Source organism: Mycobacterium sp. PSTR-4-N, assembly GCF_022348085.1.
Taxonomy (GTDB): Bacteria; Actinomycetota; Actinomycetes; order Mycobacteriales; family Mycobacteriaceae; genus Mycobacterium.
The window spans coordinates 220,884-245,507 of sequence record NZ_JAKRFN010000006.1 but is presented as its reverse complement, the minus strand read 5'-3'; the positions used below and the strand labels follow the sequence as shown (position 1 = coordinate 245,507).

At 68.1% G+C, this 24,624-nt stretch carries 28 protein-coding genes and 1 tRNA gene; 17 read left to right on the top strand and 12 right to left on the bottom strand.

Going from position 1 to position 24,624, the window contains the following annotated elements; all coding sequences use genetic code 11:
- Window positions 1-48: 48 nt before the first annotated feature.
- From MHN84_RS11590 to MHN84_RS11580, 3 genes are read left to right on the top strand one after another with little or no spacing between them, the layout of a single operon-like run.
- Window positions 49-657, top strand: a complete 609-nt coding sequence (locus MHN84_RS11590) for a histidine phosphatase family protein (protein WP_241204770.1) — start codon at window positions 49-51, stop codon at window positions 655-657.
- A 10-nt stretch (window positions 658-667) separates the two neighbouring features.
- On the top strand, window positions 668-1,687 hold the full coding sequence (locus MHN84_RS11585) for a phosphotransferase (protein ID WP_241204769.1): 1,020 nt from the start codon (window positions 668-670) through the stop codon (window positions 1,685-1,687).
- Between the two features lie 58 nt (window positions 1,688-1,745).
- A complete protein-coding gene (locus MHN84_RS11580; RefSeq protein ID WP_241204768.1) occupies window positions 1,746-2,558 on the top strand; it encodes a transglutaminase family protein in 813 nt (270 codons plus the stop codon).
- A gap of 7 nt (window positions 2,559-2,565) precedes the next feature.
- Here MHN84_RS11580 and MHN84_RS11575 read toward each other — a convergent pair whose 3' ends face one another.
- Entirely contained in the window at window positions 2,566-2,919 is a 354-nt protein-coding gene (locus tag MHN84_RS11575; protein ID WP_241204767.1) for a lipopolysaccharide assembly LapA domain-containing protein, read from the bottom strand.
- A gap of 96 nt (window positions 2,920-3,015) precedes the next feature.
- Between MHN84_RS11575 and MHN84_RS11570 the strand changes: the two genes are divergently transcribed.
- From MHN84_RS11570 to MHN84_RS11550, 5 genes are read left to right on the top strand one after another with little or no spacing between them, the layout of a single operon-like run.
- The gene (locus MHN84_RS11570) at window positions 3,016-3,981 is read left to right on the top strand and encodes an ABC transporter substrate-binding protein (protein ID WP_308192935.1); all 966 of its coding nucleotides are present in this window, start codon (window positions 3,016-3,018) and stop codon (window positions 3,979-3,981) included.
- A 5-nt stretch (window positions 3,982-3,986) separates the two neighbouring features.
- A complete protein-coding gene (locus tag MHN84_RS11565; RefSeq protein WP_241204766.1) occupies window positions 3,987-5,099 on the top strand; it encodes an ABC transporter ATP-binding protein in 1,113 nt (370 codons plus the stop codon).
- The gene (locus MHN84_RS11560; RefSeq protein ID WP_241204765.1) at window positions 5,099-5,773 is read left to right on the top strand and encodes an ABC transporter permease; all 675 of its coding nucleotides are present in this window, start codon (window positions 5,099-5,101) and stop codon (window positions 5,771-5,773) included. The genes MHN84_RS11565 and MHN84_RS11560 overlap by 1 nt, the downstream gene beginning before the upstream one ends.
- Window positions 5,770-6,546: an ABC transporter permease gene (locus MHN84_RS11555; protein WP_241204868.1), complete on the top strand. Its 777-nt coding sequence runs from the start codon at window positions 5,770-5,772 to the stop codon at window positions 6,544-6,546. The genes MHN84_RS11560 and MHN84_RS11555 overlap by 4 nt, the downstream gene beginning before the upstream one ends.
- Entirely contained in the window at window positions 6,543-7,139 is a 597-nt protein-coding gene (locus MHN84_RS11550) for a putative glycolipid-binding domain-containing protein (protein WP_241204764.1), read from the top strand. The genes MHN84_RS11555 and MHN84_RS11550 overlap by 4 nt, the downstream gene beginning before the upstream one ends.
- Here MHN84_RS11550 and MHN84_RS11545 read toward each other — a convergent pair.
- Window positions 7,102-8,061: a prephenate dehydrogenase gene (locus MHN84_RS11545; protein ID WP_374238357.1), complete on the bottom strand. Its 960-nt coding sequence runs from the start codon at window positions 8,059-8,061 to the stop codon at window positions 7,102-7,104. The genes MHN84_RS11550 and MHN84_RS11545 overlap by 38 nt on opposite strands.
- A gap of 59 nt (window positions 8,062-8,120) precedes the next feature.
- Between MHN84_RS11545 and MHN84_RS11540 the strand changes: the two genes are divergently transcribed.
- From MHN84_RS11540 to MHN84_RS11525, 4 genes are all read left to right on the top strand, one after another.
- The gene (locus tag MHN84_RS11540) at window positions 8,121-8,645 is read left to right on the top strand and encodes a tRNA adenosine deaminase-associated protein (protein ID WP_241204763.1); all 525 of its coding nucleotides are present in this window, start codon (window positions 8,121-8,123) and stop codon (window positions 8,643-8,645) included.
- A complete protein-coding gene (locus MHN84_RS11535) occupies window positions 8,642-9,091 on the top strand; it encodes a nucleoside deaminase (protein ID WP_241204762.1) in 450 nt (149 codons plus the stop codon). Before MHN84_RS11540 ends, MHN84_RS11535 begins: the two co-directional genes overlap by 4 nt.
- Before the next feature lie 44 nt (window positions 9,092-9,135).
- Window positions 9,136-9,226 (top strand) — tRNA-Ser (locus MHN84_RS11530).
- A gap of 119 nt (window positions 9,227-9,345) precedes the next feature.
- Window positions 9,346-11,010, top strand: a complete 1,665-nt coding sequence (locus MHN84_RS11525; protein WP_241204761.1) for an Ig-like domain-containing protein — start codon at window positions 9,346-9,348, stop codon at window positions 11,008-11,010.
- A gap of 60 nt (window positions 11,011-11,070) precedes the next feature.
- Here the strand turns inward: MHN84_RS11525 and MHN84_RS11520 are convergent, their stop codons facing one another.
- Window positions 11,071-11,244: a CsbD family protein gene (locus MHN84_RS11520; RefSeq protein ID WP_241204760.1), complete on the bottom strand. Its 174-nt coding sequence runs from the start codon at window positions 11,242-11,244 to the stop codon at window positions 11,071-11,073.
- 136 nt (window positions 11,245-11,380) lie between these two features.
- On the bottom strand, window positions 11,381-12,466 hold the full coding sequence (locus MHN84_RS11515) for a zinc-dependent dehydrogenase (protein WP_241204866.1): 1,086 nt from the start codon (window positions 12,464-12,466) through the stop codon (window positions 11,381-11,383).
- 185 nt (window positions 12,467-12,651) lie between these two features.
- On the opposite strand from MHN84_RS11515, the gene MHN84_RS11510 reads away from it, so the two are divergent.
- Window positions 12,652-14,643: a PTS mannitol transporter subunit IICBA gene (locus MHN84_RS11510; protein WP_241204759.1), complete on the top strand. Its 1,992-nt coding sequence runs from the start codon at window positions 12,652-12,654 to the stop codon at window positions 14,641-14,643.
- 10 nt (window positions 14,644-14,653) lie between these two features.
- Window positions 14,654-15,412 carry a DeoR/GlpR family DNA-binding transcription regulator gene (locus MHN84_RS11505; protein ID WP_241204758.1) on the top strand — a complete coding sequence of 253 codons (759 nt, stop codon included), beginning with the start codon at window positions 14,654-14,656 and terminating at the stop codon, window positions 15,410-15,412.
- Here the strand turns inward: MHN84_RS11505 and MHN84_RS11500 are convergent, their stop codons facing one another.
- Together MHN84_RS11500 and MHN84_RS11495 are read right to left on the bottom strand one after the other, a co-directional pair.
- The gene (locus MHN84_RS11500; RefSeq protein WP_241204757.1) at window positions 15,413-15,712 is read right to left on the bottom strand and encodes a hypothetical protein; all 300 of its coding nucleotides are present in this window, start codon (window positions 15,710-15,712) and stop codon (window positions 15,413-15,415) included.
- Between the two features lie 16 nt (window positions 15,713-15,728).
- Window positions 15,729-16,100, bottom strand: a complete 372-nt coding sequence (locus MHN84_RS11495; RefSeq protein ID WP_241204756.1) for a hypothetical protein — start codon at window positions 16,098-16,100, stop codon at window positions 15,729-15,731.
- Window positions 16,101-16,191: 91 nt separating this feature from the next.
- Here MHN84_RS11495 and MHN84_RS11490 point away from each other — a divergent pair, with 91 nt between their 5' ends.
- Window positions 16,192-16,542 (top strand): DUF732 domain-containing protein, encoded by a 351-nt coding sequence (locus tag MHN84_RS11490; protein WP_241204755.1) that lies wholly within the window; start codon window positions 16,192-16,194, stop codon window positions 16,540-16,542.
- A gap of 1 nt (window position 16,543) precedes the next feature.
- On the opposite strand, the gene MHN84_RS11485 is transcribed toward MHN84_RS11490, so the two are convergent.
- Both MHN84_RS11485 and MHN84_RS11480 read right to left on the bottom strand, forming a co-directional pair.
- Window positions 16,544-17,002: a lipoprotein LpqH gene (locus MHN84_RS11485; RefSeq protein ID WP_241204754.1), complete on the bottom strand. Its 459-nt coding sequence runs from the start codon at window positions 17,000-17,002 to the stop codon at window positions 16,544-16,546.
- Window positions 17,003-17,156: 154 nt separating this feature from the next.
- Window positions 17,157-17,585, bottom strand: a complete 429-nt coding sequence (locus tag MHN84_RS11480; RefSeq protein ID WP_374238360.1) for a lipoprotein LpqH — start codon at window positions 17,583-17,585, stop codon at window positions 17,157-17,159.
- Window positions 17,586-17,592: 7 nt separating this feature from the next.
- Between MHN84_RS11480 and tgt the strand changes: the two genes are divergently transcribed.
- Both tgt and MHN84_RS11470 read left to right on the top strand, forming a co-directional pair.
- Window positions 17,593-18,858, top strand: a complete 1,266-nt coding sequence (gene tgt / locus MHN84_RS11475) for a tRNA guanosine(34) transglycosylase Tgt (protein WP_241204752.1) — start codon at window positions 17,593-17,595, stop codon at window positions 18,856-18,858.
- Between the two features lie 3 nt (window positions 18,859-18,861).
- Entirely contained in the window at window positions 18,862-20,088 is a 1,227-nt protein-coding gene (locus tag MHN84_RS11470; RefSeq protein ID WP_241204751.1) for a cytochrome P450, read from the top strand.
- A 6-nt stretch (window positions 20,089-20,094) separates the two neighbouring features.
- Here MHN84_RS11470 and MHN84_RS11465 read toward each other — a convergent pair whose 3' ends face one another.
- Genes MHN84_RS11465 through gluQRS form a run of 4 tightly spaced genes read right to left on the bottom strand, consistent with a single transcriptional unit; the run spans window position 20,095 to window position 24,607 of the window.
- Complete coding sequence (locus MHN84_RS11465) at window positions 20,095-21,456, bottom strand: FAD-dependent oxidoreductase (RefSeq protein WP_241204750.1); 1,362 nt, start codon at window positions 21,454-21,456, stop codon at window positions 20,095-20,097.
- A gap of 22 nt (window positions 21,457-21,478) precedes the next feature.
- The gene (locus MHN84_RS11460) at window positions 21,479-22,234 is read right to left on the bottom strand and encodes an amino acid ABC transporter ATP-binding protein (protein WP_241204749.1); all 756 of its coding nucleotides are present in this window, start codon (window positions 22,232-22,234) and stop codon (window positions 21,479-21,481) included.
- Window positions 22,235-22,262: 28 nt separating this feature from the next.
- Window positions 22,263-23,726 carry an ABC transporter permease subunit gene (locus MHN84_RS11455; protein ID WP_241204748.1) on the bottom strand — a complete coding sequence of 488 codons (1,464 nt, stop codon included), beginning with the start codon at window positions 23,724-23,726 and terminating at the stop codon, window positions 22,263-22,265.
- Entirely contained in the window at window positions 23,723-24,607 is an 885-nt protein-coding gene (gluQRS, locus tag MHN84_RS11450) for a tRNA glutamyl-Q(34) synthetase GluQRS (RefSeq protein ID WP_241204747.1), read from the bottom strand. The genes MHN84_RS11455 and gluQRS overlap by 4 nt, the downstream gene beginning before the upstream one ends.
- Window positions 24,608-24,624 lie beyond the last annotated feature (17 nt).

The following is a 24,624-nucleotide window of genomic DNA, read 5'->3' as shown; positions in this document are numbered from 1 at the left end:
GTCGAACAGCGCATCGGCATACCCGGTCACGGGCCCTATGGTGGCACGGTGCAACTGCTTCTCGTCCGACACGCCCTCCCGCTGCGCAGCGAACCCGGGGAGGGGTCGGACCCGAGCCTGTCGCCCGACGGTGTGGCCCAGGCAGCCCGGCTGCCCGATGCGCTCGCCCGCTTCCCGATCACCCGCCTGGTGAGCAGTCCGCAGGTGCGGGCCATCGAGACCGGCAAGCCGGTCGCCGACAAGCTCGGGTTGCCCATCGAAGTCGACGACCGCCTGGCCGAGTACGACCGCGATCTTGAGCACTACATCCCGATCGAGCAGATCGCGCAGGAAAGCCCGCAGGAGTTGCAGCGGTTGATCGACGGGCACCTGCCCAGCAGCGTCGACGAGGATGCCTTCCGCGCCCGCATCACCGCCGGCGTCGACGACGTGATCGGCGCTGCCGGCCACGACGACACCGTGGTGGTGTTCAGCCACGGCGGCGTGATCAACGTGCTGCTGCACACGATCCTGCGCACACCGCGCCTGCTGAACTTCCACGTCGACTACGCCTCGGTGACCCGGGTGCTGTCCTCCCGCAGCGGTCGGCTCTCGGTGGCCAGCGTCAACGGGACCGAACACGTATGGGATCTGCTGCCGCGAAACACCAGGTGGTAAACAGAACGCCGTGACCGACCTCGAAGGCCTCGACCTCACCGCCCTGGATCGCCACCTGCGGGAGGTGGGTGTTCCGCGCAGCGGTGATCTGCGCGCCGAGCTGGTCTCCGGTGGTCGGTCGAATCTGACGTTCCTGGTCGCCGACGACGTATCGAAGTGGGTGCTGCGCCGCCCGCCGTTGCACGGGCTGACGCCGTCCGCGCACGACATGGCCCGTGAGTACCGGGTGGTGGCCGCGCTGGCAGACACCGCAGTGCCGGTGGCCCGGGCAGTGACGATGCGCAACGACGACTCCGTGCTGGGCGCGCCGTTCCAGATGGTGGATTTCGTGCCCGGCCGGGTGGTGCGCCACACCGAGCAGCTCGAGGCGCTGGGCGACGAAGCCGCCATCGAAAAGTGTGTCGACGCGCTGATCCGTGTCCTGGCGGATCTGCACGCGGTGGAACCCGATGCGGTGGGTCTCGGCGACTTCGGTAAACCCACCGGCTATCTCGAGCGTCAGGTGCGGCGCTGGGGTTCACAGTGGGACCTGGTCAAACAGGCCGACGACGCCTGCGATGCCGACGTCAGAACGCTGCACGCCCGGCTGGCTGAATCGCTGCCGGCGCAGAGCCGGTCGGCGATCGTGCACGGCGACTACCGCATCGACAACACGATCCTCGACGCCGAGGACGCGACCAAGGTCGTGGCCGTGCTCGACTGGGAGATGTCCACACTCGGCGACCCGCTCAGCGACGCCGCGCTGATGTGCGTCTACCGGCACCCCACCTTCCATTTCGTGCACGCCGACGCGGCATGGGCATCGGAGTTGGTGCCCGACCCCGACGCGCTCGCCGAGAAGTACTCGCGCGCCGCCGGGGTCGAGCTGGACCACTGGGACTTCTACATGGCGCTGGCCTATTTCAAGCTCGCGATCATCGGGGCAGGCATCGCGTATCGAGCCCGGGAGGCCGGCGTCACCGACGACGGCGATCGCGTCGAAGAGGCCGTCGCCCCGTTGATCGCCGCGGGGTTGAGCGCGTTGTCCTGATCACAGGGGGTTTCCCGCGCGGGACCATCGGGTAGAGAGACGCGTGCCCTCCGATCAGATGAAACGTGATGTCGGTGCCGAACTCGACATCGAGATCACCGAGCCCACGACGCTCGAATTCCAGATTGCGGTGGCGCCTCAGCCCGGGGCGGAGGTCACCGAGAAGCTGTCGTTCGTGTTGGACGGCAACGAGATTCCCCTCGAGAGTATTCGCGAGATCTCCGGCGATCACGGCAATCGCATCCACAAGTTCGAGGTGGCCGGCGGCAATCTGAAGGTCAGCTACACAGCGTCCGTGCTCGGGCGGGCCGATCCGACACCGGTGACCGAACTGGACCTGACCACGTATCTGCGGCCGAGCCGCTACGCCGAGGCCGACAAGTTCTTCGGTTTCGCCGCGACCGAATTCGGTGACTTCACCGACTCCGTCAAGCTGTTGGAGAAGGTCTCGTCGTGGGTCGGGTCGCGGTTGAACTACGTCCCCGGCTCCAGCGATCCGATCGACGGCGCCGCAGACACCTTGCTCGCCGGGTCCGGCGTGTGCCGGGACTACGCACACCTCGTCATCGCCCTGCTGCGGGCGGTCAACGTGCCCGCCCGCCTGGTGTCGGTGTACGCACCGGGCTGTTCGCCGATGGATTTCCACGCCGTGGCCGAAGCGTTCGTCGACGGGCAGTGGCGCGTGGTCGACGCGACGTGCCTGGCGCCGCGGCAGTCGATGCTGCGGATCGCGACGGGGCGCGACGCCGCGGACACCGCCTGGCTGGACAACCACGGCGGGTCGATCGCGGTCAATTCGATGAACGTCACCGCCACTGTCGACGGCGACCTACCCCGAGATTCGGTCGATCAGGTCGTGTCCATCCGGTGAACCCGGCTCACAACCCGGCTTTGAGGTTCTTCTTCGCCGCCCGGCGCAACTGGAAGATGCGCACCGCCCCGACGGCCACGGTGAGCAGGCCACCGGCGACCGCTGCCGCCAGGATCGCGACGCCCAGCGGCAGGCTCCACCGCCACCCCAGGAACGCGAATTCGGCCGATTCGGTGTTCTGCGCGATGAAGATCAGCAGCACGATCAGGATCAGGAAACCCAGCGCAAGCGCCGACCACAGCGCCGCAGCCCGGGTGCGGTGCACCGCCGACTGCGGCGGCACGGTGTTGCCTTGTGCCGGTGTCGTCGGCACGTCGTGCGCGGGCGGCGGGTCAGCCGACGAGAACGGTTCGCTGGACATGGCTCCATTCTTGCCCTTTCGCGCTTCGAATGAAACATGCACAGATGTCGCGTTAGGGTCACGAAAGCTTCCGCGAATTGGAGAGGATGTTCCAGAGTGAACCGTTTCCGAAACCACTCTCGAAAATCCGGATGGGCGCCGTTGCGCGTCCTTCTCGCCGTGGTACTGACAGTCACCCTGGCGGCGTGTGGCAGCTCCAACCCGCTCGGCGGTGGTGAGGTGTCCGGTGATCTGAAGTCCATCAAGGTGGGTTCTGCGGACTTCACCGAGTCCAAGATCATCGCCGAGATCTACGCCCAGGCATTGGAAGCCAACGGATTCGACGTCTCCCGGCAGTTCGGGATCGGCAGCCGTGAGACCTACATTCCGGCCGTGCAGGATCATTCGATCGACCTGATCCCCGAGTACACCGGAAACCTGCTGCAGTACTTCGACGAGAAGAGCCCGGCCACCACGCCCGACGCCGTGCTGCTGGCGCTGTTCAAGGCGCTGCCCGGTGACCTGTCCATCCTGGTTCCCTCGCCTGCCGAGGACAAGGACACCCTGGCGGTGTCAGAGGCCACGGCGCAGCGCTGGAACCTGAAGTCGATCGCCGATCTCGCGGCGCGCTCGGCGGAGGTCAAAGTGGGGGGCCCATCGGAGTTCCAGACGCGGCAGACCGGTCTGGTGGGGCTCAAGGAAAAGTACGGTCTGGACATCCCGCCGGCCAACTTCGTGGCGATCAGCGACGGCGGCGGTCCCGCGACGGTGCAGGCGCTCACCAACGGAACCGTCACCGCGGCCAACATCTTCTCCACCTCCCCGGCGATCGAGCAGAGCAATCTCGTGGTGCTCGAGGATCCCGAGAACGTGTTCCTCGCCGCCAACGTGGTGCCGCTGGTCGCCTCTCAGAAGAAGTCGACGGAACTGAAGACGGTTCTCGACGCGGTGAGCGCCAAGCTCACCACCGAGGCGCTTATCGAGTTGAACACCTCGGTCGAGGGCAACCAGGGCGTCGATCCCGACGAGGCTGCGGGAAAGTGGATCGCCGACAACGGTTTCGACAAGCCGGTCGGGAAGTAGGGGCGATGATCACGTTCACCGACGTCACCAAGAAGTATCCGGACGGCACCGTCGCCGTCGACAACCTCACGCTGGAAGTCCCCGAGGGGACGCTCACGGTGTTCGTCGGGCCGTCCGGCTGCGGCAAGACGACATCCATGCGGATGATCAACCGGATGATCGACCCGACGTCGGGCACCCTGACGGTCAACGGTGACGACGTCACGAAGGTCGATCCGGTCAAGCTGCGGCTCGGCATCGGATACGTCATCCAGAGTGCGGGTCTGATGCCCCATCTACGGGTGATCGACAACGTCGCGACGGTGCCGGTACTGCAAGGTGAATCACGGCGCAGCGCAAGGAAATCCGCGCTGGGTGTGCTGGAGCGGGTGGGCCTGGACCCGGCGCTGGCCAACCGCTACCCGGCGCAGCTGTCCGGCGGCCAGCAGCAGCGGGTGGGGGTGGCTCGCGCCCTGGCGGCCGATCCGCCGATCCTGTTGATGGACGAGCCCTTCAGTGCGGTCGATCCCGTGGTGCGCGACGACCTGCAGAACGAGATCGTGCGGCTGCAAAAGGAATTGCGCAAGACCATCGTCTTCGTCACCCACGACATCGACGAGGCGATCAAGCTCGGCGACAAGGTCGCCGTCTTCGGGCGCGGCGGGGTGCTGCAGCAGTACGACGCCCCGGCGCGACTGCTGTCCAATCCCGCCAACGACGCGGTCGCGGGCTTCGTCGGCGCAGACCGCGGCTACCGGGGTCTGCAGTTCTTCCACGCCACCGGCCTGCCGCTGCACGACATCCGCCACGTGGGTGAGCCCGAGATCGACGCCCTGACGCTGGGTCCCGGCGAGTGGGTGTTGGTCACCCATCCGGACGGCAGCCCGTACGCGTGGATCGACGCCGACGGCGTCGAGCTGCACCGCGCCGGGCGATCGCTCTACGACAGCACGATCGCCGGGGGTTCGCTGTTCCGTCCCGACGGCACCTTGCGGCTGGCGCTGGACGCCGCACTCTCGTCACCGGCCGGGCTCGGCGTCGCCGTCGACGAGCACGACCAGGTCATCGGCGGGGTCCGCGCCGACGACGTGATCGACGCACTGGAGACGCAGCGCACCGCCCGGCAGGCCGGCCAGTAATGCAATACCTGCTCACCCATCTCGACGATCTCTGGGCGCTGACCGTGATCCACCTGCGGCTCTCGCTGATCCCGATCGTGCTGGGGCTGGTGATCGCGGCCCCGCTGGGCGCTCTGGTACAGCGCACGACGGTGCTGCGGCGGCTCACCACCGTGACCGCGAGCATCATCTTCACGATCCCGTCGTTGGCGCTCTTCGTGGTGCTGCCGCTGATCATCCCCACGAGGATTCTCGACGAGGCGAACGTCATCGTCGCGCTCACGCTCTACACGGTGGCGCTACTGGTCCGTGCCGTCCCCGAGGCGCTCGACGCGGTGTCACCCGCCGTGCTCGACGCCGCCACCGCCGTCGGCTACAAGCCGCTCACCCGGATGCTCAAAGTTGAACTGCCGCTCGCGATTCCGGTGCTCATCGCGAGCCTGCGCGTGGTGGCCGTGACCAACATCTCGATGGTGTCGGTCGGCTCGGTGATCGGCATCGGCGGCCTGGGCACGTGGTTCACCGAGGGGTATCAGTCCAACAAGAGCGACCAGATCGTGGCCGGCATCATCGCCATCTTCGTCCTCGCGCTCGTCATCGACACGCTCATCATGATGGCCGGCAAGCTCATGACGCCGTGGACGAGAACCCGGACCACATCGGCGACCGCCGCACCGAAGGGGGCGTCGGTGTGAACTTCCTCCAGCAGGCACTCTCGTTCATCTTCACCGCGGCCAACTGGTCCGGCCCGGCGGGGCTGGGCATCCGGATACTCGAGCACCTGCAGTACACGGCGGTGGCGACGTTCTTCTCCGCACTGATCGCCGTGCCGATCGGAATGCTGATCGGCCACACCGGACGCGGCACCTTCCTGGTGGTCACCGGCGTCAACGCGCTGCGTGCCCTTCCCACCCTGGGCGTGCTGCTGCTCGGCGTCTTGCTGTGGGGTCTCGGACTGGTACCGCCGACGGTCGCGCTGATGTTGCTCGGCATCCCGCCGCTGCTGGCGGGCACGTATGCCGGCATCGCGAACGTGGACCGCGCGGTGGTCGATGCGGCGCGGTCGATGGGCATGACCGAACGGCGCATCCTGCTGCGCGTCGAAACCCCCATCGCCATGCCGCTGATCCTCGGCGGTCTGCGTACCGCGACGTTGCAGATCGTCGCGACGGCGACCATCGCGGCCTACGCCAGCCTGGGCGGGTTGGGTCGCTACCTCATCGATGGCATCAAGATCCGACAGTTCCACATCGCGCTGGTCGGCGCCCTGATGGTGACCCTGCTGGCGTTGATCCTGGACGCCGCGCTGGCCTTCGCGGTGTGGCTGTCGGTACCCGGTACGGGCCGGTTGCGCGGCAGCCGATCGGTGCCTGCGCCCTTCCTCTCCGACGAGGTGGCGCTCGAATCCGGACCCAGTTCGGCAGCCCGCCACGAACGGGTGGGGCCGTCGCCTACGGTAGACCCATGAGTGAAGCCGACCGCTCTGAGACGACCGCCTTTCCCGCTGTGCTGACGTGGCGTGCGCCTGATGTGCCGCGGATGGAGTCGGTGCGCGTCCAGCTCTCGGGTAACCGAATCAAGGCCTACGGCCGCGTCGTCGCGGCCGCCACATCGGCGCACCCCGCGTTCAGCGCCTCCTACGATCTGGTCACCGATGAGACCGGCGCCACGAAGCGGCTGTCGATGACCGTCACGCTGGCCGAACGTGAACGGCAGCTCTCGGTTGCGCGTGACGAGGAGAACATGTGGCTGGTCCAGGAGCACTCGGGTCAGACCAGCAGGTCGTCCTATGAGGGCGCGCTCGACGTCGACGTGGTCTTCAGCCCGTTCTTCAACGCCCTGCCCATCCGTCGCGCTGCGGTGATGCCCGGCAGCGGGGAGTCGGTGACGGTTCCGGTGGTCTATCTGCGGGTGCCCGATCTGTCGGTGGACGTCGCGCACATCAGCTACGCGGCCACCCCCGACGGCATCAAGCTGGACTCGCCGGTTGCCGACACCACCGTCACCGTCGACGCCGACGGCTTCATCCTCGACTATCCCGGCTTGGCAGAACGGATCTGATCACACCGCCGGCCCGCCCGGCGGCGGCCAGCTCCTCGCGCCAGCCCTCGGCGCCGATCACCGTGTCCTCGATATCGGGTCGGCTGACGTTGTCGTAGCCCACGCGGGCAGCGTGACCCGCGGCGACCAGTTCGGCGACTGAGCCATGGTGAGCCAACTGCTCGCGGGCGCGGGTGAGCAACCCCAGCGCATCGTCGAGGACCGGCAGCAGTTCGGCGGCGTTGGCCTCGCACATCGCGCGTACCAACTCGGGCGCGGTGGCGGCCACCCGCGTGCCGTCGCGGAATGAGCCCGCCGCCAGCGCGAAGGCCAGCGGGACCGACGCCGCCGTCGCGGCCAGTGCCTCGGCGAGCAGGTGGGGAAGGTGCGATATCGTCGCCGCAGCCCGGTCGTGCTCATCGGACCGGGCGGGCACCACGATCGCGCGGCAGTCCAGCGCCAACATCATCACCTCGGCCCAGACCTGCGGGTCGACGTGGTCGTCGACGCTGATGACCCAGGGTGCGCCGACGAACAGATCCGCATCGCCGGCGGTCCACCCGGAGTGTGCGGTACCGGTCATCGGGTGGCCGCCGACGAACCGGTCGAGCAGCCCGGCCGTGCGGACCTCGTCGAGGACCGCCCCCTTCACACTGGTGACATCGGTGAGAGCGCAGTGCGGTGCCGTCGCGCGCACATGGCCGAGCATCGTCGGCAGGGCCGGCATGGGGACCGCCAGCACCACCAACGCACCGAGATCCGCGGCGCGGGTGAGGGCCTCGTCGAGGTGGGTGGTGGCGTCGTATCCGTCGAAGCGGGCGGCCTCCACACCCTCGACCGACCGGTTGTACCCGAACACGGGGCGCCCGGCGGCCCGGGCCGCACGCATCAGCGAGCCGCCGATCAACCCGAGGCCCAGGACACAGACGGGTGTCTTCTCCACCTGTCCAGGTTGGCATAGCGCATGGTCAACGCCATTGCAGGGGACTACGGTTAGCTCTCATGGCAGCGCAGCGTGCACAGGCTCAGCAGCGTTCGGTCGATGAACCGGACGGCTTCGGCGTGGCGGTGGTGCGTGAAGAGGGCAAGTGGCGGTGCACGGCGCTGCGCGCGGCCGCACTGACCAGCCTGTCCGCCGCCGAAACCGAGCTTCGCGAATTGCGCAGTGCGGGGGCTGTTTTCGGGATCCTGGACATCGACGACGAGTTCTTCGTGATCGTGCGCCCCGCGCCATCGGGCACCCGTCTGCTGCTGTCCGACGCGACCGCGGCGCTGGACTACGACATCGCCGCCGAGGTGCTGGAGAAGCTCGACGCGGACTTCGACGACGACGAACTCGAGAGCGCCGACCCGTTCGAAGAGGGTGACATCGGCCTGCTGTCCGACATCGGCCTGCCCGAAGCCGTGATGGGGGTGATCCTCGACGAGAGCGACGACCTCTACGCCGACGAGCAGGTGGGCAGGATCGCCCGGGAGATGGGTTTCGCCGACGAACTCGCCGCTGTGCTGGACAAATTGGGCCGGTGACCGACGAGCAGCTGATCCGGGCTGCCCTGGCCGCCGCTGCGGCGGCCGGACCGCGTGACGTGCCGATCGGCGCGGTCGTCGTCGCTGCCGACGGCACGGAACTCGCGCGGGCGGCGAATGCCCGCGAAGAGCTCGGTGACCCGACCGCCCACGCGGAGATCCTCGCGCTGCGCGCCGCGGCGGCGGTGCACGGCGACGGCTGGCGACTCGAGGGTGCGACGCTCGCGGTGACGGTCGAGCCGTGCACGATGTGCGCGGGTGCATTGGTGATGGCGCGGGTGGCGCAGCTGGTGTTCGGCGCGTGGGAGCCCAAGACCGGGGCGGTCGGCTCGCTGTGGGATGTGGTGCGCGATCGCCGGCTCACGCACCGGCCGCAGGTGCGTGGCGGGGTGCTGGCCGAGCTGTGCGCCGCTCCGCTCGAGGAGTTCTTCGCCGGGCAGCGCTGACAGCCGGTTTGGGCCGCGGGCGCCGGCTCGGTAAGCTGCCACACGGTGGCGTGTCCGAGCGGCCTAAGGAGCACGCCTCGAAAGCGTGTGACGGGTAACCCCCGTCCGAGGGTTCAAATCCCTCCGCCACCGCCAAAGCCCCGAGTCTGCGATCCAGACGCGGGGCTTTTTGCTGCATCACCGCACCCCCACGGTGTTACCCTGCCGTCAATTCGCGCGTTCACCAGGGAACACGCGCACTGTGGGGGGTCGCCATGGGTCAATCCGCACACGTCGGGCGGATCGGAGCGTTAGCTGTCGCCCTGGGGATCGGGTTGGCGATGACAGGCGCCCCCGCTGTCGCGTGGGCCGACGCCGGTGGGGAGACGGCCGCCAACAGCAGCCAGCGGACGGTCGAGCGACCAACCGACAGGCAAGACCAGCGCACCACCGACAAGGTCGCCGAGCGCCGGAAGTCCAGGAAGAACCTGCGTGCCGACGATGAGCCTCGGGTGCCGAAGCGGCACCTGCGGGTCAGCGAACCGGAGACCAAAACGGCACCGACGCAGGACCGTGTCGAGCCCGCGCAGGCGCCGGCCGAGCCGACGGTCACACCGCAGGCCGACCCACCGGCTGGGCGCGTGAACGTCCCCGACCCCGTCGCGGTGCGGGCCCCGGTAACCGACACCGAGACGCCCGAACTCGCGCGAACACCGATCGTCCGCACGGTCCTGCGCGCGGTGAGCGACGCCGTCGCCGTGGGCTCCGGCTACGGCACGCAGCCCGGCACGCCGCTGCTGTGGGGCCTGATGGCCTGGGTGCGACGCCAGACGCACGACGGCGACGCGGTCAGCGCGGCCGCGCTCGCGGCTGCGAACACCGCCCCGGTCGCCACCGGTGACGTCTATGCCGGTGTCGAAGACAAGACCATCAAGGGCAATGTGCTGGACAACGACACCGACCCCGACGGGACCACGCTGGTCGCCAGCGTCGTCGCGGGTCCGTCCTACGGCGTGGTGACGTTGAGCTCGAACGGCGCGTTCGTCTACACGCCCTCGACCAACTACCACGGTGTCGACACCTTCAGCTACACCGCGTCCGACGGTCTCGCCGCCAGCAACATCGCCGTGGTCTCACTGACCGTGGCCGCGGTCGACGACATCGTGTTCCGGTTCACCTACGGCAGCGGGGCGCAGTACTGGACGCCTCAGGCCAAGGCGGCACTGCAGGCGGCGGCCGATCGCTTGTCGGAGTACATCGCCACGTCCAGTCCGGTCACCCTCACCTACAACGTCACCGGGGAGATCAACGCGTCGGCAACGTACCTGGCGACCGGGGGCACCAACTTCGGCGTCCCACGTAGGCCGGCCTTCTCCAACGCCATGATCAAGAAGGTCACGTCGCGGTTCCACACCGATGCGAACCGCACCGCGGCCGACGGCAATCTGCTGGTGAACTTCTCGTATCCGTACTACTCGTACGACGATTCGCCCGCAGCCAACGAGGTCGACTTCCAGACCGTGGTGATGCACGAACTGTTGCACAGCCTCGGCTACCAGGCCGTGTTGGACGGTGGTCAGACCAACCGCAGGTCCTGGCTCACCTACGACAAGTTCATCGTCGATCAGAGCGGTACCCGGGTGATCAGCAGCCTAGGCCGCTTCAACGGCGCCTTCGCCGCCAATCTGTCGGGCGCCGACGGGGGCCTCTTCTTCGGCGGTGCGAATGCCGTCGCCGCCTACGGCGGTCCTGTTCCCCTGCAGGCGCTGTCGCTCTCACACCTGCGACTGGCGACATTCCCCTACGGCGGACCGAACGCCAAGCTGATGGGACCGGTCGCCCCGAACGGCAAGACACTGCGCGTTCTCAGCCCGGTCGAATCGGCGATCCTCCGTGACCTGGGGTACACGGTGGCGTCCCCGGCGCCGTCCGTGTTGTAGCCACCGGTCGCACGCGAAGGGCCCGCCACCACGCGGGTGACGGGCCCTCGACGTCGCTGTCTACTTCTTGAAAGCGTCCTTCACGTTCTCCACGGCGTCCTTGACGCTCGACTTGGCCTGGTCGAGCTTGCCCTCGTTCTCGGTGTCCTTGTCGCCGGTCACCTTGCCGAGGCCCTCCTTGGCCTTGCCGCCCAAGTCGTCGATCTTGTTGCTGGCCTTGTCTTCGGCGCCCATGTGCGTGGTCCCTTCGCTCTGATATCCAGCCCGGGGGTCGAGCCGTTGGGTCAGGGGTACCTGAACGGTTCGTTTTTGAAACACGCCGTCACGCGTCGACCCAGTCGCCTTGGTCACAGGCTCGGACCGAGCGACGTCAGACGCCGGCGGGTACCTCGGCAGGCACGGGCTCGACCGTCACCTTGATCGCTTCGCCGTTCTTGACGATCCGGAAAGCCTCGAGCACGTCGTCGAGCGGGATGTGACGGGTGATGAGGTCCTTGACCGGCACCTGCCCGCTCGAGATGTACTCCAGCGCCCGCTTGTTGTGTTCGGGGGCAGAGCCGTTCGCGCCGTGGATGTGCAGCTGCCGGTAATGCACCAGGTTCGAGTCGCAGGTGATCGTCGGGTCGGTCTTGGGCAGACCGCCGAAGAACGAAATCCGACCGTTGCGCGCCGCCATCGAAATAGCCTGCTCCTGAGCGACATTCGCAGCAGTCGCGGTGATCACCACGTCGGCACCGCGGCCACCCGTCAACTCCAGAACCCGCTGCACCACGTCCACCTCCGCACCGTTGATGATCTCGTCGGGAGCGACGGCATCGGCCGACATCTGCAGGCGGGCGGCATTCACGTCGACCAGATACACCGGGCCGCAGTTGTGTACGCCGCGCGCGATGCGGATGTGCATGCACCCGATCGGCCCGGCGCCGAACACGACGACGGTGTCGCCCTCTTCGATGCCGAGCAGTTCCTGGGCGTTGATCGCACAGGCGAACGGCTCGGCGGCAGATGCCTCGTCGAAGCCGACGTTGTCCGGAATGCGGTTCAGCCCATCGACTTTGAGCACCTCACGGGGCACGATCATGTACTCGGCGAAGCCGCCGTCGTACTGGTATCCCATCGATGTCTGGTTCTGGCACACCGCCATCCAGCCCTTGCGGCACTCGTAGCATTCACCACACGGCACCGCTGCGATCACCTGCACCCGATCGCCGACGGCCCAGTTGCTGCCAAAGGTGGCGTTGACCTGATCGCCCACCTCGACGATCTCACCGGCGATCTCGTGTCCGATCGTGCGCGGCGGCGTCAGGTTCTGGTGGCCGTTGTAGAAGATCTTCACATCGGTGCCGCACGTCGAGCAGTTGCGCACGCGCAGCTTGACCTCATCGGGTGCGCAGTCGGGTTCCGGCACGTCTTCCAACCGGACGTCTTCGGGGGCGTAGAAGCGCAGTGCCTTCATCGTGGGAGTCCTCTCGGGATCGGCGACGTGCTCGAGTGGTGTGCTGTTGAGCACTCTATCCGCCATCCGGGCATAAAACCACCATCAGTACTGACCGAATATGCCCGAATGCTTGCGTGGATGCCCGTTTATGCGGTCTACTTGCACGTGTGACCGGCGTCACCGGCAAGAATCGGAGGAGCTCCATGGCAACAGCAACCCAGGACACACCACCCCGTGCCGGGGCGCGGGTGCGCGTCCAGAAATTCGGCACCGCACTGTCGAACATGGTCATGCCCAACATCGGGGCGTTCATCGCGTGGGGCCTCATCACCGCGCTGTTCATCGAGCAGGGCTGGCTGCAGGGCATCTTCTCCGCGTTGAAGAACCCCGATGGGTGGGTCGCCCACATCGGGGGATGGGGCTCCTACGACGGCGGCGGCATCGTCGGCCCGATGATCACCTACCTGCTGCCGATCCTGATCGGCTACACCGGCGGCCGGATGGTGCACGGCAACCGCGGCGCGGTGGTCGGGGCGATCGCCACGATCGGCGTGGTGACCGGCTCCGACGTGCCGATGTTCATGGGCGCCATGCTGATGGGCCCGCTCGGCGGCTGGTGCATGAAGAAGCTGGACGCGCTGTGGGAAGGCAAGATCCGTCCCGGGTTCGAGATGCTCGTCGACAACTTCTCCGCCGGCATCCTCGGCATGTTGCTCGCGATCGTCGGCTTCTTCGGCGTCGGCCCGATCGTCTCGGCGTTCACCCGCGGCGCCGGCAACGCCGTCGACTTCCTCGTCGACAACGATCTGCTGCCGCTCACCTCGATCCTGATCGAACCGGCGAAGGTGCTGTTCCTCAACAACGCCATCAACCACGGCGTGCTCACCCCGTTGGGCACCACACAGGCGCTGGAAACCGGGAAGTCGATCCTCTTCCTGCTGGAGACCAACCCCGGCCCCGGACTCGGCGTGCTGCTGGCGTTCATGTTCTTCGGGCGTGGCGCGGCCCGCGCGTCGGCCCCGGGTGCGGCGATCATCCAGTTCTTCGGCGGCATCCACGAGATCTACTTCCCATACGTGCTGATGAAGCCGAAGCTGCTGGCCGCAACGATCCTCGGCGGGATGACCGGTGTGTTCATCAACGTGTTGTTCGGTTCGGGACTGCGCGCTCCCGCCGCACCGGGGTCGATCATCGCCATCTACGCCCAGACGCCGGGCAACAGCTTCCTCGGCGTGACGTTGGCGGTGCTCGGGGCCACCGCGGTGTCGTTCGCGGTCGCGGCGTTCCTGCTGAAGACCGACAAAGACACCGATGAGCCCGATCTCGCTGCCGCGGCGGCGAGCATGGAGTCGATGAAGGGCAAGAAGTCCAGTGTGGCTTCGGCTCTCGTCGGCGGGGGCACCAGCGGTGTCGCTACGAAGGCGGGACCCATTCACACCATCGTGTTCGCCTGCGACGCCGGGATGGGGTCGTCGGCGATGGGTGCTTCGGTGCTGCGCCGCAAGATCCAGAGTGCGGGCTTCGGTGACGTGAAGGTGTCGAACGCGGCCATCTCCAACCTCACCGACACCTACGACCTCGTGGTGTCGCACCGCGACCTGACCGATCGGGCCCGCCAACGGACGCCCTCGGCGCGTCACGTCTCCGTCGACGACTTCATGGGCAGCCCCCGCTACGACGAGATCGTCGACACCCTGGCCGAGACCAACAGGGCAGCGGGCGTCGACGCAACACCGGTACCCGAAGAATCCGCGCCGACGACCGACGGCGACGTCCTGTCGGTGGACTCGATCGTGCTCGACGGCACGGCGCGCACCGCCGCCGACGCGATCGACGAAGCAGGTCAGTTGCTGGTCGCCGCAGGTGCAGTCGAGCAGGCCTATGTCACCGCGATGCACGACCGGGAGAGCTCGATCTCGACGTACATGGGCAACGGTCTGGCGATCCCGCACGGCACCAACGAGGCCAAGGACACGATCCGGCGGACGGGGCTGTCGTTCGTGCGCTACTCCGAACCGATCGACTGGAACGGCAAGCCGGCCGAGTTCGTGGTCGGGATCGCCGGGGCAGGAAAGGATCACATGGCGCTGCTGACGAAGATCGCGCAGGTGTTCTTGAAGGCCGACGACGTCGCCCGGCTGCGGGCGGCGACGACGGCGGAGGAGATCAAGGCGATACTCACCACGGCGGACTAGCGTGACGTCGGTGGATTCCGACACCCGCCAGAGCCGGATCGTCGAGTTCGCCCGCACGCGAGGGCGAGTCGAGGTGGCCTCGCTCGCGACAGAGCTGGACGTCGCGAGCGAGACCATCCGCCGCGATCTGAAGGTGTTGGCCGGCCGCCGTCTGCTCAAGCGGGTGCACGGCGGCGCGGTGCCGTTGGAGACGGCGGCGTTCGAATCGGGCGTGGAGTACCGCAGTCAGGTGGATCTCGCGCAGAAGCACCGCATCGCGATCGCGGCCACCGAACTGTTGCACGGGGCCGAAACCGTCTATCTGGACGAGGGATTCACGCCCCGATTGATCGCCGAACGGCTGGCCGAGGAGGAGCTGACGGTCGTGACGTCGTCGCTGCTGGCGGCCGAGGCGTTGGCCCACAGCCGCTCCGTCACCGTGCTGCTGCTCGGCGGTCGCATGCGGGGCAGGACGCTGGCGACCGTCGACCACTGGGCGGTCGACATGCTCTCCGGACTGGTGATCGACGTGGCCTTCCTCGGCACCAACGGGATCTCCCTCGAGCACGGGCTGACGACGCCCGATCCGGCGGTGGCCGCGGTGAAGAGCACTGCGGTACACGTGGCGCGGCGGCCCATCCTGGTCGCCGCACACTCCAAGTTCGGCGAGAGCAGCTTCTGTCGCTTCGCGAAAGTGTCCGACTTCGAATCGATCGTCAGCGGAGCCGAACTCGACCCGGCCACCGCCCGTCGGTACGAGGCCCTCGGGCCCGTGCTGATCCGCGCCTAGTCACTCGTCGTCGTCGACCACGGTGTAAAACGAGTCCCCGTCCTCGGGGGTGCCGTCGATCTGGCCGAGATCACGACGGTCGGTCCGCACCTCGGCCTCGCCCGTGGGAGCCAGCACGTCGGGTTCCTCGGCGGCGAGGCGCTCGTCGAGGCTCTCGTCCTCCTCGGCCTCGATCCACTGATCCGGCGGATCGACGACGACGTCGCCGTCGTCGTTGCGTACCTCGTCGGAGTCCAGGGACTCACTCGGTCCGAGCGTGTTGTCGGGTCCTGCGTCGTCGTAATCGCCGTCACGGTCCATGACAGAGGAGTCTGCCTCAGCCGTAGAACATCACGGAGTAATCGGCGGACCACGCGCCGCCGGCGCACTTCATCGGCACACCGTCGGGCGATTGCGCCACGCCGGTCGCATCGCCGCACGGCGAGCGGAGCAGACGCACGCCGACAAGCGGCGGGAACGACACCCACACGCGATTGGAACTGCACGCCAGCGTGTTGCCGCCGGCATCGAGGCCGAAGTTGTAGCGGGTCGCCTGGTTGCATTCACCACCGGCATGGACCCCGCGGTCCACGTAGGGGACGCATGCGGCGTCGTCGCAGGCGCCCGGCGACGCGGTCGCCGTTCCGGCGCCGAACCCCAGGACCGGAGCGACCAGCAGACCACCGGCAAGTGCGAGCAGACCTCTCATGCCCTGCAGCCTAAGTGGTCCGGCCGCGCTCCCGAGCGGGCTTTGCCGGCATTGGCCCGATATCGCGCCGTGGCGCGTAGCGTGTCGGCTCATGAAGGCGCGGTCTACTGCGGTGACGCTCGGGTTGGCACTCGGGTCGGCGGCCGCCGTCGTCTCCGCGCCGTCGGCGGCTGCCGACGCGGTGGCGTATCTGGTCAACGTCACGGTGCGGCCCGGCTACAACTTCCCGAACGCCGACGCCGCGATCGGCTACGGACGCAGCATCTGCGATCGGGTCGCGGCGAAGACCAGCTACGCCGACCTGGTGGACCAGGTGACGGCCGACTTCCACAGCACCGATTGGTACCAGGGCGCCTACCTGATCAACCAGGCCGTCAACGAACTCTGCCCGGCACAGATCTGGCAGCTGCGGCAGTCGGCCGCCGGTTACCGACCGTCGTGATTCAGGGGCAGGTCACCTCGATCTCGAACGGCTTGGTGACCGGTTGCAGCGGGTTGGCCATGTCGACGCCGGAGGCAGTGCCGGAGATCTTGTAGGTCTTGTCGTCCTTCTCGACCTTGGCTTCGCCTTGTCCGTTGTTGGCATAGCCCAGCGTCACCCCGTTGACGTTGCCCAGCGCCACCGACACAACCGACGGGTTGTCACCGGTGGTCACGATGGCACCCAACCCGCCGGTCGGGTTGCCGATCGCGATGTTGGTGTTGCCGCCCGCGTCCGTGCAGACGACGTTGCCCTGGATCTCCTGGTCCTGACCGTCGATCGTGACGGTGGACTTGCCCTCAGCGGCCGCGACCGACGAGGTCTCTCCGGATGTCTCCGACTTCTTCTCGGACGAACAGCCTGACAGGCCGGCGATGAGGATCGCTGCGCCGCCGACGGCGACCAGGACGTCACGCTTCATCACGGTTCTCCTTCATGTCTTCATGGGGATCCGCCGCTGGATCACCGCGGCCAGTATGGGCGGCGGGCAGGTCGGAGTTATCCAGATTGCGAAAATGTGACACAGCTGATTGGCAGCCGATATGCAGGCTCGCCGGGCAGCGGGCGGGCCCGAGTCAGCAGGAAACGGCGATGGTGAACGTGCCCGACGTGCGGAAACTCGGGCTGTCGGTGGCGAAGCCGTCCGCGGTGCCGGTGATCTCGTAGGTGCGGCCCGTCATGCTCACCGAGGCATCACCTCCGAGCCCCGCGTTGTAGCTGCCGGTGAACCCGCCCAGATCGGTGATGCCGACCTGGCGAACCACCAGTCCGTCGGCGTTGGACACCATCGCCGAGACCCCGCGGCTGTCGTCACCGGTCTCGATCGTCATCAGGGAACCGGCCGGCGTGCAGCGCACCGACTCGGTTCTCCCGAGATCCTGACCGTTGACGCTGACCTGTGCGGTGCCGGCGACGAGCTGGCCCGGGGGCGGGTCGTAGGGTGGCGGTGCCGACGAGCACCCGGCCAGCACTGCCGCCGCAGCACCGGCCCATGCGCCTCGAATCCTCACAATGGAAGAATCTACGTCCGTGCCGCCCCCGAACACCCGCGATCCGTACTTCTGCGTCGAGGCGGAATTGCCGGGACGGGCGGGCCGAGCAGGGGTGATCCACACTCCGCACGGCGACATCCGCACGCCAGCCTTCATCGCCGTCGGCACCCAGGCCACCGTCAAGGCGGTTCTGCCAGAGACCATGAAAAGCCTTGGTGCGCAGGCGATTCTGGCCAACGCCTACCATCTCTACCTGCAACCCGGCGCAGACATCGTGGACGAGGCGGGCGGCCTGGGCGCCTTCATGAACTGGCCGGGTCCCACGTTCACCGACAGTGGTGGCTTCCAGGTGATGTCGCTGGGCGTCGGGTTCAAGAAGGTCCTGGCGATGGACACCACCCGGGTGCAGACAGACGACATCATCGCCGAGGGCAAGCAGCGGCTCGCCCACGTCGACGACGACGGCGTGACGTTCCGCTCGCACCTCAACGGCTCGACGCACCGCTTCACCCCCGAGGTGTCGATCGGTATCCAGCATCAGCTCGGCGCCGACATCATCTTCGCGTTCGACGAGCTGACCACGTTGGTCAACACCCGCGGATACCAGGAGCAGTCGGTCGAGCGCACGCACCGGTGGGCGCAGCGCTGCCTGGCCGAGCATCGCCGGCTCACGCAGGTGCGCGCCGACAAACCGCCTCAGGCTCTGTTCGGTGTGGTGCAGGGCGCGCAATACGAGGACCTGCGCCGTCAGGCCGCGCGCGGACTGACCGAGATCGTCGACGACGACGGCGCCGGGTTCGACGGCTACGGGATCGGCGGTGCGCTGGAGAAGCAGAACCTCGCCACCATCGTCGGCTGGGTCACCAGCGAACTGCCCGCCGACAAGCCCCGGCATCTGCTCGGCATCAGCGAACCCGATGACCTGTTCGCGGCGGTGGCGGCCGGCGCGGACACCTTCGACTGCGTCTCGCCCTCGCGGGTGGCGCGCAACGCGGCGGTCTACTCCCGCACCGGTCGGTACAACCTCACGGGCTCGCGTTACCGGCGCGACTTCACGCCGATCGACGACGAATGCGACTGCTACACCTGCGCCCACTACACGCGCGCCTACCTGCGCCATCTGTTCAAGGCAAAGGAAATCCTGGCCTCGACGCTGGCGACGATCCACAACGAACGCTTCGTCGTGCGGCTGGTCGACGACATCCGCGCGGCCATCCTGGCCGGCCGCTTCGACGAGCTGCGCGAGCACGTGCTGGGGCGGTACTACGGGACGCGGGCACAATAGGGCATGACCACAGGCAGGATCGACGAAGCGCCGGACGTCCTGCTGCGCGAGCTCCTCGATCCTGATCACCGCGCCGACCCCTACCCGCTCTATGCCGGCCTCCGCGAGCACGGCCCCCTGGTTCTGCCCGATCACAACCTCGCGGTGTTCACGTCCTACGCCGACTGCGACGAGGTGCTCCGTCACCCGGCCACGTGCAGCGACCGGCTGAAGTCCACGGTGGCCCGGCGTGCGATCGCCAACGGCGCTCCGGCGCGCCCGCTCGGACCGCCCGGCTTCCTGTTCCTCGATCCGCCCGACCACACCCGGCTGCGCCGGCTGGTCAGCAAAGCGTTCGTGCCGAAGGTCGTGCGCGAACTGGAGCCCGCCATCACCGGCATGGTGGACGAGCTGCTCGATGCGGCGGCGAGCCCGTTCGACGCGGTCGCCGGACTGGCCCATCCGCTGCCGGTCGCGGTGATCTGCCGGCTGCTCGGCGTGCCCGTCGACGACGAGCCACGCTTCCGCGACGCCTCCGCCCGGCTCGCCCAAGGGCTGGACCCGTTCGTGTCGATCACCGGTGCTGCCGATGACGGCGTCGAGGAGCGGTTGCGCGCAGGACAGTGGCTGCGGGAGTACCTGCGCGGGCTGATCGCCGAGCGACGGCGCGAACCCGGCGAGGACCTGATGTCGGCGCTGGTCGCTGTGGAGGAGTCCGGCGACGTGCTCACCGAGGACGAGATCGTCGCCACCTGCAATCTGCTGCTGATCGCCGGGCACGAGACGACGGTGAACCTCATCGCGAACGCGACGCTGGCGCTGCTGCGCCACCCCGACCAGTGGGCCGCGCTGACCCGCGATCCGAGCCGTGCCGCCGCGGTGATCGAGGAGACGCTGCGCTACGACCCGCCGGTGCAGCTGATCGGCCGCGTCGCGGGGGAGGACATGACGATCGGGGGGACCCGTATTCCCAAGGGAGACAACATGTTGCTTCTGCTGGCCGCTGCGCACCGCGACCCAGCGGCGACCGAGCGCCCCGACGAGTTCGATCCGGATCGTCCGGCGATCCGCCACCTCGGGTTCGGCAAGGGCCCGCATTTCTGCATCGGCGCTCCGCTGGCGCGAGTGGAAGCCACCGTGGCGCTGACCGCGCTGACCACCCGCTTCCCCGATGCGAGCCTGGCCGCCGAGCCGGCCTACAAACCGAACGTCACCCTGCGGGGGATGGAGGAGCTGTCGATCACGTTGTGACGCAGGCTAACTCAGCGCGGCGATGACCTCGCCGGCAGCGCGCTCGCCCGCTTCGACGGCGCCCTCCATGTAAGCGCTCCAGTGCGTGGCGGTATCGGTCGAGGCCCAGTGGATGACCCCGATCGGCTCGGCGAGTGCGGGGCCGTAGGTGGTCCACACGAGCGGCCCGCAGTTGGCGTTGTAGCAGCCTCGCGTCCACTGCCGGCTGCCCCATTCGCCGTCGATGTAGTACTGGGGGTTCGCCGCCCGATCCCCGTAGTGGCGGACCAGTTCCGCGGTGAGTGCCGCCCGCCGATCCTCCTCGGACCAGTGCAGGTGCGTGCGCGCCTGCTCGCCCTCCAGGAACAGCAGGATCACCCCGCGGTCGTCGCCGGGCAGGCAGGTGTCGTTGGACATCCGGGCCGGTCCGATGTCGGAGATCAACTGGCCGTTGTGGCCGTCGGCACGCCAGAACGGCTCGTCGTAGACGAAAAACGCTTTCATGGCAGCCGAGTTCGGCATGCGCTGGGTGAGCTGGTCGCGATACCCCGACAGCGGTGGATCGTAGGCGATGCGGCCCGCCAGCATCGGCGAGATGGCCACGATGACCCGGCGCGCGCGGGCGGTGCGGCCGCCGCGGCAGTGCACGTTGACGCTGTCGGCAGTGTGCTCGATCAGCTGCACCGGGGCCTCGAGCACGAGATGGCTCTCGACCAACGCCGCCAACCGGTTCGGGATCTCGGCCGTCCCGCCGACGAACCGGGTCGTTTGCGCCCCACCTTCGGATTCGGCGAACAGTTCGGCGGTCACACCGCACGTCTGGATCGTGAACAGCAGATGCAGGAACGACACCTCTACCGTTGGCACCGCGAGGATTCCGACTGTGCAGATCTCCAGCAGCGTGCGCGCCACCGGGGAGAGTCCCTGGCCGTCGTACCAGGCGCCCGCGGTGATCGCGTCCCACTCCGCGGCGTGCGGAGCCGTCCACGGTGCCTCCGGCGGAACCTCGGCCGCCAGCTCGTCGAGCAGCCGCAGCACCTTCTCCAGCTCGGCGAGCTCACCCCCGAATCGGCGATGGAACTCGTTCTCGCGCAACACCCCCGAGCCGACCAGCTCGTAGGAGGTCTCCCCCTCGTCGTACTGCTCGTAGGTCTGCACACCGAGTTCGGCAGCGAGCGCGAACATCCGGTGGTGGGTGTCGCCGATCCACTGGGCGCCCAGCTCCACCGGCAACCCGGGGGCCACCTCCTCGGTGAGCACGCGGCCCCCGACGCGTTCGTCGGCCTCCAGGACCAGCGGGGTCAGGCCGGCGGCGAGGACCGTGCGCGCCGCGATCAGCCCGGAGATGCCCGCACCGACGATCACGACGTCGGCCTCGAGTGCTGCCATGCCGACAGCTTCTCACGGTGGTCTAGAGCGGGTTGAGGATTCGCTGCAGGAACTGCCGGGTGCGCTCGTGCTGCGGGTCGCCGATCACCGCGGCGGGCGGGCCCTGCTCGAGGATCACCCCGGAGTCGGTGAACAGCACCTGATCGGACACCTGCCTGGCGAACTGGATCTCATGGGTGACGATCACCAGCGTCTGCCCCTCGACTGCCAGATCGCGGATCACCGCCAGTACTTCGCCCACCAGTTCCGGGTCCAATGCCGAGGTGGGCTCGTCGAACAGCACGACCTTGGGGTTCAGCGCGAGCGCCCGGGCGATGCCGACTCGCTGCTGCTGACCGCCGGAGAGTTGGAACGGATACTGGTCGCGCTTGTCGGCCAGCCCCACCTGGTCGAGCAGGGTCACCGCCTCGGCCCGGGCCTGCTCGCGCGGCCGTTTCTGCGCGACGACCGGTCCCTCGATGACGTTCTCCAGCACCGTCTTGTGCGGAAACAGGTTGTGGGACTGGAACACGAAGCCGCTCTGGGCCCGGTACTCGCGCAGCGTGTTCTTCGTGACGGGTGCGCTGAAGTCGATCTCGACGTCCCCGACGCGGATCACCCCGGCGTCCGGAGCGTCGAGTGCGTTGAGCGCGCGCAGCAAGGTGGTCTTGCCGGAGCCGGAAGGTCCGATGATCGTCGTCGCCGAACCGCGGGGCACGGTGAACGACACGTCCTTGAGCACCTCCAGCGGGCCGAAGGACTTCCGCACGCCTCGGGCGATGATCCGGTCCTCGCTCATCATCTTCTCCTCCTCGCGCGAGCGCTCGTCATCTCGCCACGTACCTCTCCAGTCGATGCTCGATTCTGGCCTGACCGAACGACAGCACCAGGCAGATCACCCAGTAGTAGACGGCGGCGGTGCCGTAGAGGGCGAAGAACTCGAACGTCGGCGCGGCGATGATCTGCGCCTGCCGCAGGAGCTCGGTGACCAGGATGGTCGACGCCAGCGAGGTGTCTTTCACCAGGGAGATCAGGGTGTTCGACAGCGGGGGTACCGCGACGCGGGTCGCCTGGGGCAGGATGATCCGGCGCAGGGTTCCTGCGTAGTCAAGCCCGATGGTCTGCGCCGCCTCCCACTGCCCCTTCGGGATGCTCTGGATCGCCGATCGGATGATCTCGGCGGCGTATCCGCCGACGTTGAGCGAGAACGCGATCACCGCGGCGGGGAACGGGTCGATCTTCACACCGAACTGGGGTAGGGCGAAGAACACGATGAACAACTGCACCAGCAGCGGAGTCCCGCGGATCACCGAGATGTAGAACCGGGCGAGGTTGCTGGCCACGATGTTCGACGACAGCCGCGCCAACGCCACCGCGAGGGCGATCACCAGACCCAGAGCGAAACTGATCACGGTCAGCGGGATCGTCATCGTCAATGCCGCCCGCGCCAGCGGCCAGAGGTTCTCCCGGACCAGCTGCCAGGTGGACCGCGCCGGGGGCGCCGTGTCGGCGGCCTCGGGCGCCCCGGAGGCGTTGGCGTTGAGGTACTTCTGCGAGATCCGCGCGAGCGTGCCGTCGGCGCGGAGTTGGTCGAGCGCGCTGTTCAGTTCGGGCAGCAGCCCGCTGTCCTTGCGGGCGGCGAAGCCCTGCTCGCTCTTCTCCCCGACAGTGCCGGCGATCTTGACCGAGGTGTCCTTGGTCTCGGCCAGATAGGCGTACACCGCGATGCTGTCGTTGATGACGACGTCGACGCGGCCCTGGCTGAGCAGGGTGATCGCCTGGGTGAAGCCCTCGACCGTTTCCACCCGGGCGCCGGCCCTGCGGGCGACCTCGGACCAGTTGCTGGTGGCGTTCTCGGCGGCCACCTTGCCTTTCAGATCCGCCGTCGACGTGATCGAGGTGTCGCCGGCACGGGTGACGATGACGCCCTCACCTACTGAATACGGCTGCGAGAGGTCGTATTTGGCTTGGCGTTCGGGGTTGATCGTGACCTCGTTGGCGACCACGTCGAACCGGTCGGCCTCCAGCGCGGCGAACATCGCATCCCACGGCGTCTCGACGAACTCGACGCGCACGCCGAGCTTCTCTGCGACGGCGCGTGCCACGTCGACGTCGTATCCGACCAGCTCTCCCGTCGCGGCATCGTGGTAGGAGAACGGGGCGTACACGCCCTCGGTCCCCACCCGCAGCACCCCGGCCGAGGCGATCGGGGTGTCGCCGCCGCCCGAGGACCCGGCGCATCCGGTGAGGATCAGCGCCGCGAGGAGGAGGATCGACAGGGTTCTGATCACCCGGGCACATATACCCACGGTGAGCGGGGTAGACGCGCCGGATCGAAATCGTCGAGCATGCCGTCCACGGTGCTCGACGTGAATCCGAGAGAGTCGGCGATCAGGGCCAGCGCCTGCTCGACGCCGATCTCGGCGAGGGTGACCGCGCCATCGCGTTTGGCCAGCCGGGCGCCGTCGGCGTTGAGGACCAGCGGCACATGGGCGTAGACCGGTTCGGGGTGGCCGAGCAGCCGGGCGAGATAGGCCTGGCGCGGAGAAGAGGACAACAGGTCATCGCCCCGGACCACCTGGTCGATCCCGGCTTCGGCGTCGTCGACGACGACCGCCAGGTTGTAGGCGGGTACGCCGTCGCCGCGGCGGACGACGAAGTCGTCGACCAGACCCGTGTAGTCGCCGTGCAGCAGGTCGTGCACCGTCGCCGTCGTGGTGTCGGTCCGCAACCGCAACGCCGGGGGCCGCCCGGTGTCCGCGCGCCGGTGCGCCCGCTCGGTGTCGGTGAGGTCGCGGCACGTACCCGGATACGCCCCCTCGGGGGCGTGCGGCGCCCGCGGCGCCTGCGCGATGTCGCGTCGGCTGCAATAGCACTCATAGAGCAGGCCACGCCGGTCGAGATCCTCGACGACGGCGTCGTAGCGGTCCGGGTGGTCGGTCTGCCTGGTGGCCGGGCCGTCCCAGGTGACGCCGATGGCGGCCAGGTCGGCGAGTTGGCGCTCGGCGATGTCGGTGTGAGTGCGGTCGTCGAGGTCCTCGACGCGCATCAGGAACCGGCGGCCGGTGGCGCGGGCGAACAACCAGGCGAGCACCGCGGTGCGTAGGTTCCCCAGGTGCAGGTCGGCCGACGGGCTCGGGGCGAATCTGCCGGCGCCGCACGTACTGGTCACCGTGTCACTGTGACAGA